This is a genomic window from Paenibacillus sp., assembly GCF_048976745.1.
Taxonomy (GTDB): domain Bacteria; phylum Bacillota; class Bacilli; order Paenibacillales; family Paenibacillaceae; genus Paenibacillus.
On sequence record NZ_JBHGUU010000012.1, the window covers coordinates 15,224 to 28,952 of the forward strand.

At 48.4% G+C, this 13,729-nt stretch carries 12 protein-coding genes; 6 read left to right on the forward strand and 6 right to left on the reverse strand.

Annotation, left to right across the window (positions count from 1 at the left end; genetic code table 11):
• Positions 1 to 186 precede the first annotated feature (186 nt).
• The 4 genes from gntK to ACE3K2_RS19310 form a co-directional block, all read right to left on the reverse strand.
• Positions 187 to 1,737 (reverse strand): gluconokinase, encoded by a 1,551-nt coding sequence (gene gntK, locus ACE3K2_RS19295; RefSeq protein WP_421893747.1) that lies wholly within the window; start codon positions 1,735 to 1,737, stop codon positions 187 to 189.
• Between the two features lie 145 nt (positions 1,738 to 1,882).
• Positions 1,883 to 2,710, reverse strand: coding sequence for a carbohydrate ABC transporter permease (locus ACE3K2_RS19300; RefSeq protein WP_421893750.1), 828 nt, complete (start codon positions 2,708 to 2,710; stop codon positions 1,883 to 1,885).
• Between the two features lie 20 nt (positions 2,711 to 2,730).
• On the reverse strand, positions 2,731 to 3,597 hold the full coding sequence (locus ACE3K2_RS19305; protein ID WP_091013252.1) for a carbohydrate ABC transporter permease: 867 nt from the start codon (positions 3,595 to 3,597) through the stop codon (positions 2,731 to 2,733).
• Between the two features lie 128 nt (positions 3,598 to 3,725).
• Positions 3,726 to 5,000, reverse strand: coding sequence for an ABC transporter substrate-binding protein (locus tag ACE3K2_RS19310; RefSeq protein ID WP_421893753.1), 1,275 nt, complete (start codon positions 4,998 to 5,000; stop codon positions 3,726 to 3,728).
• A gap of 323 nt (positions 5,001 to 5,323) precedes the next feature.
• On the opposite strand from ACE3K2_RS19310, the gene ACE3K2_RS19315 reads away from it, so the two are divergent.
• The 5 genes from ACE3K2_RS19315 (at position 5,324) to ACE3K2_RS19335 (ending at position 11,566) form a co-directional block, all read left to right on the forward strand.
• Positions 5,324 to 6,091, forward strand: coding sequence for a GTP cyclohydrolase II (locus ACE3K2_RS19315; RefSeq protein WP_124116670.1), 768 nt, complete (start codon positions 5,324 to 5,326; stop codon positions 6,089 to 6,091).
• Between the two features lie 198 nt (positions 6,092 to 6,289).
• Positions 6,290 to 6,859: a glycerol-3-phosphate responsive antiterminator gene (locus tag ACE3K2_RS19320; RefSeq protein WP_421893756.1), complete on the forward strand. Its 570-nt coding sequence runs from the start codon at positions 6,290 to 6,292 to the stop codon at positions 6,857 to 6,859.
• 27 nt (positions 6,860 to 6,886) lie between these two features.
• Complete coding sequence (gene glpK / locus ACE3K2_RS19325) at positions 6,887 to 8,374, forward strand: glycerol kinase GlpK (protein ID WP_421893759.1); 1,488 nt, start codon at positions 6,887 to 6,889, stop codon at positions 8,372 to 8,374.
• Positions 8,375 to 8,834: 460 nt separating this feature from the next.
• A complete protein-coding gene (locus ACE3K2_RS19330) occupies positions 8,835 to 10,493 on the forward strand; it encodes a glycerol-3-phosphate dehydrogenase/oxidase (protein ID WP_421893762.1) in 1,659 nt (552 codons plus the stop codon).
• 68 nt (positions 10,494 to 10,561) lie between these two features.
• Positions 10,562 to 11,566 carry a Gfo/Idh/MocA family protein gene (locus tag ACE3K2_RS19335; RefSeq protein WP_421893764.1) on the forward strand — a complete coding sequence of 335 codons (1,005 nt, stop codon included), beginning with the start codon at positions 10,562 to 10,564 and terminating at the stop codon, positions 11,564 to 11,566.
• Positions 11,567 to 11,688: 122 nt separating this feature from the next.
• On the opposite strand, the gene ACE3K2_RS19340 is transcribed toward ACE3K2_RS19335, so the two are convergent.
• Positions 11,689 to 11,988: a winged helix-turn-helix transcriptional regulator gene (locus tag ACE3K2_RS19340; RefSeq protein ID WP_026081419.1), complete on the reverse strand. Its 300-nt coding sequence runs from the start codon at positions 11,986 to 11,988 to the stop codon at positions 11,689 to 11,691.
• 424 nt (positions 11,989 to 12,412) lie between these two features.
• Between ACE3K2_RS19340 and ACE3K2_RS19345 the strand changes: the two genes are divergently transcribed.
• On the forward strand, positions 12,413 to 12,793 hold the full coding sequence (locus ACE3K2_RS19345) for a DoxX family protein (protein ID WP_421893767.1): 381 nt from the start codon (positions 12,413 to 12,415) through the stop codon (positions 12,791 to 12,793).
• A 60-nt stretch (positions 12,794 to 12,853) separates the two neighbouring features.
• On the opposite strand, the gene ACE3K2_RS19350 is transcribed toward ACE3K2_RS19345, so the two are convergent.
• Entirely contained in the window at positions 12,854 to 13,693 is an 840-nt protein-coding gene (locus ACE3K2_RS19350) for a DNA alkylation repair protein (protein ID WP_421893770.1), read from the reverse strand.
• Positions 13,694 to 13,729 lie beyond the last annotated feature (36 nt).

Here is a 13,729-nt window from a genome sequence, read left to right on the forward strand (position 1 = left end):
AACGTGCATAAAACGTAATCGTTAGAGTCGAATGTTAATCTGAGCCGGATATAGCTAAGGAGAAAGTGATTCGCTGCGTGGTAGCGAGGGATGCTCAAACGCTCCAAATCCCCAACCCCCAAAACCCCAAAAACTCAAAGCTCAAAGGTTAAACCGCCTCATTCTCCGGTCATCTTGACGCCTTCCCTATCCTTGCATCGTCTTATTTTGAAAAGCAGCAATATCCGCATACTCATCTTCGAATTTGCGGGAGATGCGGATGAAGATCGGCAGCAATTCACGGTAGACGCGAACACTGTCCGGATCTGGTTGGTGCCGATGCGTCGATCCGATCATGCCGGAGACGGCACTTAGTGAATCGATGCGGCCCAGGGCGTACAAGCCCAGTACGGCTGCGCCGAGGCAGGAGCTTTCGATACTTTCGGGGATGATGACATCCTGATCGAAAATATCGGCCATCATCTGTCGCCACAACTCGGAGCGGGCGAAGCCGCCTGTCGCCTGGATTTTTTTCGGACGACCGATCTTTTCTTCAATCGCTAACATAACCGTATACAGGTTGAACAATACACCTTCGAGCGCGGCGCGAATCATATGTTCTTTCTTATGATGCAGGGTCAGGCCGAAGAAAGAGCCGCGTGCGTTCGGATTCCAGAGCGGAGCCCGCTCACCTGTCATATACGGATGGAACAAGAGACCTTCCGAACCGGGAGGTACATTTTCCGCAACACGCGTGAGCACTTCATACGGATCAATGCCAAGTCGTTTCGCGGTCTCGACCTCGGAAGCTGCAAACTCGTCCCGAATCCAGCGGAAAATAACACCGCCATTGTTCACGGGTCCACCAATGACCCATGCATCCTCCGTGAGTGCATAACAGAAGAAACGTCCTTTCGGATCGGTCACCGGTTTATCCACGACCGTACGAATCGCTCCGCTCGTGCCAATAGTCACGGCCACGACCCCTGGATCAATGGCGTTAACGCCCAGATTGGAGAGCACGCCATCACTGGCCCCGATGACAAACGGTGTGGTGAACGCAATGCCCATCTCCTTGGCGTACTCCGGGTGCAATCCATGTTTGAGCACATGTGTGGTCGGTACCAATCGAGACAGGTGCTCCGGCGTAATGCCCGCCACATGCAGCGCTTCTGCATCCCAGTCGAGTTTTTCCAGATTCATGAGTCCGGTGGCGGAGGCCATGGAGTGGTCGATGACGTATTCAGAAAATAATTTATAGAAAACATACTCTTTCATCGATATGAATTTGTGCGTCTGCTGGAACAGTTCCGGTTGATCCCGAGTGAGCCACATGATTTTGGTGAGTGGGGACATCGGATGAATCGGTGTACCTGTTCTCAGATAGATTTCGTGACCATTCATCTCCGATTTGAGTACTTCGGTCCATTCAGCACTGCGATTATCTGCCCATGTCATGGCCCGCATCAGCGGTGTACCGTGTTGATCGACAGGCAGAATGCTGTGCATGGCCGAACTGAAGGATACAAACAGGATATCTTCTGGCTTCACTCCAGCTTTGGAGGTAGCCTGTTTAACCGATGTAATGACTGCTTTGAAAATATCATCCGCATCCTGCTCCGCAATCGCAGGTGTGGGGGTGTGCAGCGGATAATCGGCACTGCCTTGAGCCACAATGGTTCCGTTCTGTTCGAACAAGACGGCCTTGGTGGAGGTCGTGCCGATATCTACGCCAATCATATAGGGTGAAGAAGCCATTTTGTCATCCCTCTTTCTTGAATATATAAGGTGGCGCTATTCGTCCAACTTATATGGCATCTGTTATTTCATCTATAGATAAGAATATCAGACTTGAGGGATGGATCAAAATGGATCAGACCATGCTCATCGTTTTTACACATCTTCAATCCTTCACGGCTCCAGCGGCAATATCCGAAATAAACTGGCGGCTGATGAACAGGAACATCACGATGAGCGGAATGACGGCAAGCAACGTACCTGCGATGACCATCGCATAGTCTGTGTTATACAGTCCGTTTAATTGAGACAATGCAATCTGCAACGTATATTTTCGTTCATCCGTCAGGACAATCAGAGGCCACAGATAATCATTCCATACGCCGATAAAGGTGAACGCGCCGAGGAAAGCAAAGGCAGGTCGCAGAATCGGAAGCGCCACGTTCCAATACAGTCGGAAGAAATTACAACCGTCAATCCGGCCTGCATCCAGCAGATCATTCGGGATGGACTCTGTCGCGTACTGACGAATCCAGAAGATGCCGAAGGCGTTAACCATGCCCGGAATAATGAGGGCTTTGAAGGAACCGACCCAGCCGAACGTAGCCATGAGCACGAAAGAAGGCACCAGCGACAGTTGAGAAGGTACCATCATTGTCGCAAGCAGCAGGATGAAGAGCCACTTTTTGCCAGGGAATTCAAACTTCGCAAACGCAAACCCCGCCAGTGAGTCAAAAAACAGTACAAGAATGGTCACGAGGCCCGACACAAACAATGTATTCAGAAAGGCGCCCCAGAAATCAATCTGCTGCAATACCCGCGTAATATTATTCCACAGTTCACCCCCGAACCAGAGCTGAGGCGGGAACTTGTAGATATCGGACGTTGTCCGGGTAGACATTACAATCAGCCAATAGAACGGGAACATAGATATGAGCATGCCCGCGATAAGACCGGTATACAACACCAGCGATTTGAGGTGTTTGGACGCCATAAGCGCTCCCCCTTGTCACATCAGGATGATTTGCCTTGAACAAGCTTCCAGTTCACAATCGAGAACAGGGCGATAATGAGGAACATGCCCCAACCAACGGCGGCACCATATCCGAAGTAATTGTTAATGAAGGATTCACGGTAGAGGTAGAGTACAATCGTCATGCCTGCTGCACCAGCGCCGCCATCATTACCTACCAATACTTGCGGCTCAGTGAACAGCTGCATACCCCCGATCGTTGATGTAATGACCGTAAACAGGATGACAGGGCGCAACATCGGAATTGTAATTCTGAAAAAGGATTGTATCGCTGATGCGCCGTCAATCTTGGCCGCTTCGTATAATGTCTGTGGAATACTCTGAAGTCCAGCCAGATAAATGACGGCGTTATATCCGGTCCAGCGCCAGACGACCATGGAGGAGATCGCAACTTTGATGCCCCATGGTGCATTCAGCCACTCGACAACCGGTAGCCCGACCGATTGTAACAGATAATTGAGAAAACCATAATTGTTAGCAAATAAAGCACCAAAGATAATGGCTACCGCTACGATGGACGTGACGTTTGGCAGGAAATAACCGACTCGAAATAAGGTACGGAACTTCACAAATGGTGCATGTAATAGAAAGGCAATAATCAGGGCGAAGAAGAGCATCGGAATTGTCGAATAGATCCAGATCATGAACGTGTTACCCACGGCTTGCCAGAACTCGGCATCGGTCAGCATGTATTTGAAGTTGTTGAACCCGTTGTACGTCATGACACCGATGCCATCCCATTTATGAAAAGCCAGATAGAGTGAGAACCCGATGGGGAACAGCCCAAATACCGCAAACAGAATATAAAACGGCGATATCGCAACATAGAGTGCGCGATGCTCCCACATTCTCGCCCACAGTGATTTCTGCCGATCCAGATCAGGTCTTGCATGTTCGGGATCGGGCGTAAGACGAGGTTCAGTTACAGCCATATGAATTCCTCCTTTGCGGATAACGAAACCACACGTTCTTCAGGTTAACGCTGTAATTCCCGCTCGACGCGGTGTACCGTATCCGTCCAGACCTGCTGTGGATCGGCATTTTGCTTTGCGACATCATTCAGCCGCCGGGTGATAATATTGTGTACGGATGGGTATCGTTCGCCAAAGAAAGCATCCGGTACATCCTGTGCCGATTCGGCAAATACAGGCCCTGTCGCCTGTCCACCGAAGAAAGGTTCTTTTTCTTTCATAGCAGGATCATCAAACACACCCGGTGCAGAGGGGAAAAGGTTCAATGTCTGATATTGCTCCAGTTGATTTTCGGGACTTTGCAGCCAGCGAATCAGTTCAAAGGCTTCCTGAGGATGTTCACTCGACTTCAGGATGGACAGGAATGATCCCCCGTTATTGCCATCTCCCCCTGGTGCCCGAGCGACCCGCCATTTTCCGGATGTATCCGGAGCGGCTTCCTGAAGAACTTGTTTCATCCAGACAGCACCGACGAAAGAGGCAATTTCGCCATTATTCATCGCGGCGTTCCAGCCTGGAGTCCAGCCATCTGCATTGGCAAGCAGTCCCTTCTCTTTAAAAGCAACGGCCGTATCCCAGCTCTTACGCACAGTAGCGGAATCCATGCCGATAAAGGACCCGTCCGGCCGGAAATAACGCTCCGCGGACTGCGAGATCACTTGATTGTAAACGGTTGCAATATTGTCGGTTAGAAAAACCTTGCCTCCGAATTTCTCCTTGAGCTGTTCTCCGGCAGCAGCATATGCATCCCAGCTGTTGATCTGACGTGTAACGTCTTCGGGATCAGATGGCAATCCGGCTTCCTTGAACAGATCTTCTCGGTAAAAGAGAGCTGTTGGCCCCGTATCCATCGGGAAACCAATCATCTGTCCGCTTGGCGTAACACCTTGCTTCCATTTCCACGGCAGATATTGGTCTTCAATATCTCCTGCGCCAAGATCATACAGATTATAGAAACGGTCCTCACTGGGGAATAGCTCCATGATCCAGTCGTTCAATGCTACAATGTCTGGTTCACCTGAGCGTGCAGCGAGTGTTGTTTTGAGTTTTGCCTTGAAATCACCGCCGATTTTCTGAGCTGTCAGTTCAATATTGGGGAACTTTTCTTTAGCCCTGGCAATCAACTTATCATCGATGGAACGATTCCAGTACCATAATGTAAGCGCTACCTTTTTGTTGTTCGCTGAATCGTCCTGTCCGGGCCAGATGGAGCATCCGCTTATGAGCAGGACGCAGACCATCAGTATGGCTGTCCAGCATGTTCTTTTCCGGCGGATCATGTGTATTACCCCCTCATCGTTAAGTTCGAGGCATGAAGTGCTTTGGACTACAACATTAGTGTATGAGCAGTTTATAAACTCATACCCATTATTCCTGAGATGAAACACATATTTGTGACGATTGCGTAACATAAATTGGGTAGTTACTTTAAAAATAAAAGTTACTTGACACAATATAATTTTTATTCTAAACTAACTTACATAAAGTAACTAATGATAATGAGAATAATATAGATACGTACTATATAACATCCAAGTGATCCAAATTCACTCTCGATGCGAATCAATCAACATACAAGTTGGCCTAAACAGGAGGAACGACAATGATCAATTCACATATTATTCAACTGCTTGCCCCCAAAATTCAGACTTTTCCGAGTGGAAAAGAGTTCATATACCTGGTGGGACCAATCAAGCTCCCGGTTAACCTCGATGGGGAGACCAAGACATTCCAGTGGTACAGCTGGATGAAATCGGACAAAGCGATGGAGAGCGGCGAGTTAATTGAATCCCTTGCTGCGGCTGAACTGGCAGAGCGTCAACAATCCAGTGTTCTGGTGTATGGTGACTTTGCCGAAGCACAAGAAGCGCTAATCCGGATGCATAGCATCTGTCATACAGGCGACATCTTTGGCAGCAAACGCTGTGATTGCGGCTTCCAATTGGAGCAATCCATGAAAATGATCGCCGCTCACGGAGCGGGTGCACTGTTCTATCTTGCGAACCATGAGGGACGTGGCATCGGTCTGTTCAGCAAAGCCATGGCGTACATTTTGCAAGAAGAAGGTCTGGATACGGTAGATGCGAACTTGCAGCTCGGATTCACGGACGATGCTCGCAATTATGACGATGCAATTGCTGTGTTACGTGCGCTTCGTTCCGCACCCGTTACATTGATCACCAACAATCCACGGAAGCTGGCTGCCTTGCAGGAAGCGGGATTGAATGTGGGCGGACGTGTCCCACTGTGGGGGGATCGCTCTGCATTCAACGAGAAATATCTGCAAACGAAAGTGAACCGTTCCGGTCACTTGGCAGAAAGTGATGGATGGGCTGGGGCAGAGACGCTGCTTCCGCATGCGCAGGCTTAACCCTTATTAATAGACGTATTCGATTAGCTGATTAGTCGTTGTTGTACTTTCCGTTATGTTATGGAGAAGTGCAGCAGCGGCTTTTTTTGTATGGATGATAGGTTAGCGATCAGGTTTTCCTGATTCACGGAATGGCTTGCCGTTCTCACAGTACGGAATATACAATATAGTCATCTGATGAATGCGGGAGGAACGAAGGTGCCATTTGAGGGACAACGTATGTTGCCGGCTGCTAAGAGCATGAAGCAGTTCGAAGCGATGATTGAAGGCCCTTATACCTATGGGGTGATGCTGGAAACCCATATTGCACAGCTTCAGAGTGTAATGGACGAGGCGCGGAGGCATGACAAAAAAATACTTTTGCATGCAGATTTGGTTCAGGGATTGAAAAATGATGAGTATGCGGCAGAGTACCTGTGTCAGCACATTCGCCCGGCAGGACTAATCTCTACGCGAGCGAGTGTCATTCAGAAGGCAAAGCAGAAAGGCATTACAGCAATTCAACGTATTTTCCTGCTGGACACCCATGCTCTGGAGAAAAGTTATCTGTTGCTGGCCAAAACGCAACCTGATTATATTGAAGTACTACCTGGCGTCATTCCGCATATTATTGCGGAAGTATCTGTGCGTACCGGTATCCCTATTATTGCAGGAGGATTGATTCGATCACCGGAAGAGGTTGAACTTGCGCTTGGCGTCGGGGCTACGGCAGTGACCACATCCAATGCAGATTTGATCCGACACTTTGAGAAATCGCTTACACCTTAAAAGAACCCACAACAGGAGGTTATCTGTATGGAAAAATATATATTGGCTCTGGATCAGGGAACGACAAGTTCCCGAGCTATTCTGTTTAACCGGGGCGGAGAGATCGTGCACATTGCACAGCAGGAATTCCCACAATATTTCCCCAAGCCGGGCTGGGTAGAGCAGAATGCCAACGAAATCTGGAGTTCCATTCTTGCCGTGATGGCTTCATGTCTGGCCGAGAGCGGAATTAAACCAGTCCAGATTGCTGGAATTGGAATTACGAATCAGCGGGAGACGGTTGTGGTATGGGACAAAGAAACAGGCAGACCCATCTACAATGCAGTAGTGTGGCAGTCCAGACAGACTGCAGACATCTGTGAAGAATTGAAGACAAAGGGACTTGGGGACCTTTTCCGCGGTAAAACTGGATTACTGATCGATCCTTACTTCTCGGGAACGAAGGTGAAATGGATTCTGGATCATGTCCCTGGTGCCCGGGAGCGGGCAGAGAAGGGTGAAGTGTTGTTTGGCACGATTGATAGCTGGCTGATCTGGAAACTTAGCGGGGGGACACATGTCACGGATATATCCAATGCCTCACGTACCCTGATCTATAACATCTATGATCTGCAATGGGATGACGAATTGTTGGATATCCTCGACATCCCTAAGGCGATGCTGCCAGAGGTACGAGGTTCATCCGAGGTGTATGCACACACGACAGACTATCATTTCTTCGGGCATCGGATTCCGATTGCGGGAGCGGCAGGAGATCAACAGGCAGCGATGTTTGGTCAGGGCTGTTACACCAAAGGTAGCATGAAAAATACATATGGTACCGGTTGTTTCATGCTTATGAATACCGGAGAGAACCCGGTACAATCCAATCACGGACTGATTACGACCATTGCCTGGGGGATGAATGGCAAGGTTGAGTATGCGCTCGAAGGCAGCATTTTTGTTGCAGGTTCAGCGGTCCAATGGTTGCGTGACGGATTAAGAATGCTTCGCTCTTCCAAAGATAGTGAGGATTACGCCTCACGTGTACCTTCAACAGACGGCGTTTATATGGTCCCTGCATTTGTGGGACTGGGCAGTCCGTATTGGGATAGTGAGGTTAAGGGTGCGGTGTTTGGCTTGACCCGAGGCACGACAAAGGAACACTTTATCCGTGCTACACTTGAGGCGTTGGCGTATCAGACCAAAGATGTACTGGAGGCAATGGAATCCGACTCGGGTATTCCCGTGCATGCTCTGCGTGTGGATGGAGGAGCGGCGGCTAATGATTTTCTCATGCAGTTCCAGAGTGATATTCTGGGCATTCCTGTCGAACGCCCAACGGTGAATGAAACAACTGCATTGGGGGCTGCTTATCTGGCAGGATTGGCAGTTGGATATTGGACGAGTGCGGATGAATTGACCGATCATGAAAATACAGAGCGTGTCTTCCATCCTGTGATGGGTGAGCAACAACGGACAGAACTGTATGCAGGCTGGAAGCGTGCAGTGAATGCAGCGATGGCTTTTAAATAAGCATTTTTCATAAATCCCCTGAGCGTCTTCCAATCAGCAAAAAATAGATCGAAATGTAAAAAAATAAAATGAATATTCCTTGGTGTGGGTATTTGTACTTTTTAACTAAACATATGTTATAAATGATATTTACTGGTGGAAAATGATGCATGATTTACAGGGTTATTCTTCCTGGAGAAGCCCAAACATATAACCACTATAAGGAAAAAAACAAGATTAGTGGATTCATTTGAAATTCCATCCTTTGGCAGAACAACTTTTTGAATTTTTTTTGAATAATGTGTCATTTCAGGACTTCACGCCGTCAAAAATCTGTGATAGGATAAAGGCACAAGTTAAAAAATGATGTCTGGAGATCGGGAGGGACCACGTGCCGCTCAGCAATTGCTGAGCGAATGACGTGGTCCTTTTTTTTGTTTTTTATACGGAAACATGAAGGAAATCAATGGGAGGTTCAAGAATGACAGAAACGTTCTCGTCAGCACACCGGACCGAATATTTGCGAAGCATGGCGAATGCACATTTTGACGTATTAATTATTGGCGGTGGGATTACAGGCGCAGGGATTGCATTGGATGCGGCTTCCCGTGGATTGAAGACAGCGCTTGTAGAAATGCAGGACTTTGCAGCAGGTACATCCAGTCGATCGACCAAACTTGTCCATGGCGGATTGCGATATTTGAAGCAATACGAAGTGAAGATGGTTGCTGAGGTAGGACGGGAGCGGGCTGTAGTGTACGAGAATGGACCACATGTGACCACACCGGAACCGATGTTGTTACCGATCTATACGGGCGGTACGTTCGGCCGATTCAGCACATCCATTGGACTGATGGTGTATGATCGGCTCGCCGGGGTGAAGCGTAGTGAACGACGCCAAATGTTGAATGCCGGAGCGGTGTCGGATCGTGAACCTTTATTACGCAAGCAGGGGTTGTTGGGTGGTGGACTCTATGTGGAGTACCGGACTGATGATGCCAGGCTCACCATTGAAGTGATGAAAGAAGCTGTTAAACGTGGGGCACAGTCAGTGAACTACGTCAAGGCAAAAGGTTTCCTGAAGGAGAATGGCAAAATTACAGGTATTCAGGCCGTGGATCAGATCGATGGGCAGACCTATACGTTGAAAGCAAGCAAGGTGATCAACGCTTCCGGCCCATGGGTGGACGGTCTGCGGGAATTGGATGGTTCGCGTCAGGGGAAAACGCTACAGATGACCAAAGGCATTCATTTGGTCTTTGATGGTGAACGATTCCCATTAAGGCAGGCAGTTTATTTTGATACACCAGATGGTCGAATGGTGTTTGCTGTCCCGCGTGATGGCAAAACCTATGTAGGCACAACTGACACCGTATATCAGGACGATCCTGCACACCCGCAAATATCCGACTCGGATCGCGATTATGTGATTGATGCAGTCAATGGCATGTTTCCAGATGTACATATTGGCAGCGAGGATGTGGAATCCGGATGGGCGGGTGTGCGTCCACTTATTCATGAGGAAGGCAAGAATCCTTCCGAAATTTCACGTAAAGATGAAGTCTGGGTCTCTGATTCCAATCTGATTACGGTTGCCGGGGGCAAGTTAACCGGATACCGTAAAATGGCCGAGATGGTTGTTGATCTGGTCGCACGTCAGATGGAGCAGGAAAGTGGACATTCCATAGGCCCTTGCGTAACAAAGAAGTTGCTCATCTCCGGCGGTGACGTAGGGGGTTCGGCTGGATTTGTATCGTACGCGGAGCGCAAGATCAAGGACGGTGTCGCGTTGGGGCTTACCAGGCCTGCTGCAGAGCGGCTGGTTCGCACGTATGGTTCCAATGTGAAGGCACTGTATGAGCGAATGCCTGATCCCCGGACCAAGGCTGAGCTTCATGGCATGCCACAGGAGCTACTGTTGATGTTAAGTTACGCGATTGATGAAGAGATGGCTGTAACCCCGTCTGACTTTTTGGTACGAAGAACAGGTGATTTATTCTTCCGCATTGACGAAGTTCGTCGCTATAAAGCAGCGGTTATCTCGTATATGGCGGGGCGTTTGGACTGGTCGGAAGAGCAATTGATCAAGCATACACAGGAACTGGATCAGCTGTTGCTGGAAGCATCCGGCAAAATCTGAGGCAGGATTTCAAGGTCGAGAGTCGAATGGAACATGTAAGCGTGTAACATAGAGAGGGGATTACATCCATGACATTACAGATCGGAATCATTGGAACAGGCTGGTTCAGTAAGGTGCACGCGGATATTCTCGCACGGATGGAAGGTGTTCGTGTCGCGGGTGTCTGTGGAACAACGTTGGAAAAGGCAGAGGCTATGGCTTCCGTTTATGATGCTGTTGGTTACGGGGAACTTGAACATATGCTGGATGGTGAGAAGCTGGATGCGGTGTACATCTGTGTGCCTCCGATGTCTCACGGATCGATTGAGTCAGAATTAATTCGACGCGGTATTCCATTCCTGGTGGAGAAACCTTTGAGCACCGGGATGGACGTTCCGCGTCAGGTGTTGGATCAGGTGCAGAAGAGCGGATTGTTAACCTCTGTCGGATACCATTTCCGTTATCAGGAGGCTGCGCAGGTACTGCAGCAAGCGATGCAAGAACAGACGATTGGCATGGCTCTTGGCCGCTGGATGGGCGGAATGCCAGGGGTTGCCTGGTGGCGGCGTCAGGACGGTTCGGGAGGACAATTCGTCGAGCAGACTACACATATTGTAGACTTGCTTCGATATTGTGCAGGAGAAGTTACGGAGGTATATGCTGTAGCAGCTCAGCGAAGCATGCATGAGAAGCATGAGCATGTCAGTGTTGCCGATGTGGCAAATGTGACACTTAAACTGGAAAGTGGAGCGATTGCAAGTATCGCCAATACATGTCTGTTGCCAGACGGAGAGGGCGGCGCAGGACTCCAGTTCTACACGGATGCAGGTGTGTGGGATTGGACGCCGGAACGTTTGCTCCTGCCAAGTGCCGCAACACATGCGATGGCAGGACAGGAGATCTCGGCAGGACATAATCCATACGAGCGTGAGAATGAAGCGTTCATTCACGCCCTGCGTACGGGAGACCGTTCACGAATTCTGTCCGATTATGCCGATGCCTGCCGTACACAGGAGATTACGACGGCGGCGTTGGCATCGGCAGACTCCGGTCTGCCTGTTAAGCTTCAACCTTCGAAACATCTCTCTCATTAATTAGAAGTTGAACGTCATAGTTGGACGTAATATAAATACGCCTGAATCGGGAACTGATCGGAAGATCAGCCTGATTCGGGCGTATTTGTGTTGAGTGGAGATGAATGGAGCGGCAATTCAAGTTACTCGGATTTCTGCTGTTTCAACCAGTCGGAAGACCAGCTGTATATCTGATCAATGACAGGTTCAATGGCTCTGCCTTTGGGCGTTAACTCATACTCTACACGAGGAGGAATCTCCGGAAACATGTGCCGGGTTACGATACCTTCCGTCTCCATTTCCTTCAATCGCTCCGATAAAAGTCGTCCACTGATCGCCATCTCTGCTTCAAGCTCCGTAAACCGTTTGGGTCCGGACAACAGTTGGTACATGATTAACAGTACCCATTTCTTGCCTATAATGTCTATGGCCTGAGTGATCATACAGGGACTTGGTGCTTTTACTTTTCTCAGCTTCAACGTATTCACCTCGATTCATGATCATTTTCTTAACAGTTGTATATGAAAGGACATGGTTTCTGCCGCTCTTGAAATGGTAGGTCATTCACGTTGATGAGGGTTACTACTAAATATACTGTAACATACCTTTTGTATGTATTATACATCATCCAGAGAAAAATTACTTGAAGAAATTATATTATTATTATATACTAACTTCACAAAAGTAAGTTGGTGATAAATAATACGTATAATATGAACGCGTACTATTTTGAATATTGAACTGGGCTGAATGGTTGAAAACAGAGTGACCTTTGGGAACTTTTACATAGATTCTTTTTTTAAAATGTATAGCAAAAATAATCATTACATAGTAGGAACATATCATTGGTTATAGGAGGAACTACATATGAACAAAATTTTGGGTTATATTTTTCTGGTTATTCTTGCAGGTGTGTTTGTCATGACGGGGTTTAATAAGATTAGTGGAGCAGACATGATGATTCAGACCTTCGAGAGTTTCTCTTATCCAACTTGGACCATGTATCTGCTCGGGGCTGCGGAGTTGCTCAGTGCCGTAGGATTGCTGATTCCACGTACTCGCATCCTGGCTTCTGGTGTACTGACCTTCATTCTGATTGGGGCCGTGGGGAGTCATCTGATCTATGCACAATATGCGGCTGTTCCGTTCCCGGCTGTTTTGTTGGTGGCTAACATTATTGTTTTGGTTGTGGGCATGCGCAGATTGGAAGCGGAAGAAGAAGGACAGATGGATACAATTCAGGCCTAATTGAGATAAGAGGCCTATACAGAAGATGACCACTGCCAGTGAGCGGTGGTCATCTTTTTTTTATGTAAGACTTCGCGTGGCACGTGTAACGATTCGCCGCGTATGTTGGGTATCCGACTGCTGGGTCCAAGTGGTACAGACCTGCCGCACCCACTCTGGGTTGGTCTTGCTGGCGTCGTTCAGCCAGTTACTTACCGAATCCTGCACATACTTATGGGCATCAGATTTCACCGCATCAAGCAAGGGAAGGGCCATGGCGGGGTTCTCTTTTAACTCCTGAATATGCTTGGCCCAGACGCCGCGGGGTCTGATTGATTCTATGGCAAAGCGACGGATCAGTGGATCAGGATCAACGCTCCATGGGATCAAATCGTGCATAGCTGAGGATAATTCGGCAGAGATGGACTCCCGCACAGCCATCCAGGCAATTTCTCTTACACCAAAGTGATGATCTGCTGCGAAGGGCCGAATATGCTCCAACTTTTCAGTCAGGTTCAGACCGGAATCCAGCCCAATGATATAAGCCGCCCAGCAGCGAACACTGTCTGAACGATGCTCTGCAATGGAACGAAAGAGATTTGCTCGTTCATTGATGGTTAGACCTTTCAACAGATTAAGCCATTGCATGGCTATGGCCGGGATGATTTTCATGATCCGCCGCTCATCCATCTGTGTTAACTGCTCTGTAATTGCGCTGATTTTGGCATCCATTCCCCATTCATGGGTAACCTTCTGGAAAAGAGAAACATGATCTACAGCCAGCCATTCGGTCAGATTAACCGATTCGATATGTCCTGCTTGTAGCCAATTGCGGATATGCTCAGGGATTTCCGTTGCTTTACGGGCACCTTTGCGAAGAAGAATGTTCTCAGGGATAAATAGATCTGGCTTGGCATCCAACAGTATATTCCTCCTTGGTTGTATAACATCATCATG

What these genes read in the sequence shown, in the direction of transcription:
- ACE3K2_RS19345 (WP_421893767.1), top strand. Translation starts at nt 12,413, where the DNA reads ATGAACAAAATTTTGGGTTATATTTTTCTGGTTATTCTTGCAGGTGTG.
- gntK (WP_421893747.1), bottom strand. Translation starts at nt 1,737, where the DNA reads ATGGCTTCTTCACCCTATATGATTGGCGTAGATATCGGCACGACCTCC.
- ACE3K2_RS19315 (WP_124116670.1), top strand. Translation starts at nt 5,324, where the DNA reads ATGATCAATTCACATATTATTCAACTGCTTGCCCCCAAAATTCAGACT.
- ACE3K2_RS19340 (WP_026081419.1), bottom strand. Translation starts at nt 11,988, where the DNA reads ATGATCACTCAGGCCATAGACATTATAGGCAAGAAATGGGTACTGTTA.
- ACE3K2_RS19330 (WP_421893762.1), top strand. Translation starts at nt 8,835, where the DNA reads ATGACAGAAACGTTCTCGTCAGCACACCGGACCGAATATTTGCGAAGC.
- ACE3K2_RS19300 (WP_421893750.1), bottom strand. Translation starts at nt 2,710, where the DNA reads ATGGCGTCCAAACACCTCAAATCGCTGGTGTTGTATACCGGTCTTATC.
- ACE3K2_RS19310 (WP_421893753.1), bottom strand. Translation starts at nt 5,000, where the DNA reads ATGATCCGCCGGAAAAGAACATGCTGGACAGCCATACTGATGGTCTGC.
- glpK (WP_421893759.1), top strand. Translation starts at nt 6,887, where the DNA reads ATGGAAAAATATATATTGGCTCTGGATCAGGGAACGACAAGTTCCCGA.
- ACE3K2_RS19335 (WP_421893764.1), top strand. Translation starts at nt 10,562, where the DNA reads ATGACATTACAGATCGGAATCATTGGAACAGGCTGGTTCAGTAAGGTG.
- ACE3K2_RS19305 (WP_091013252.1), bottom strand. Translation starts at nt 3,597, where the DNA reads ATGTGGGAGCATCGCGCACTCTATGTTGCGATATCGCCGTTTTATATT.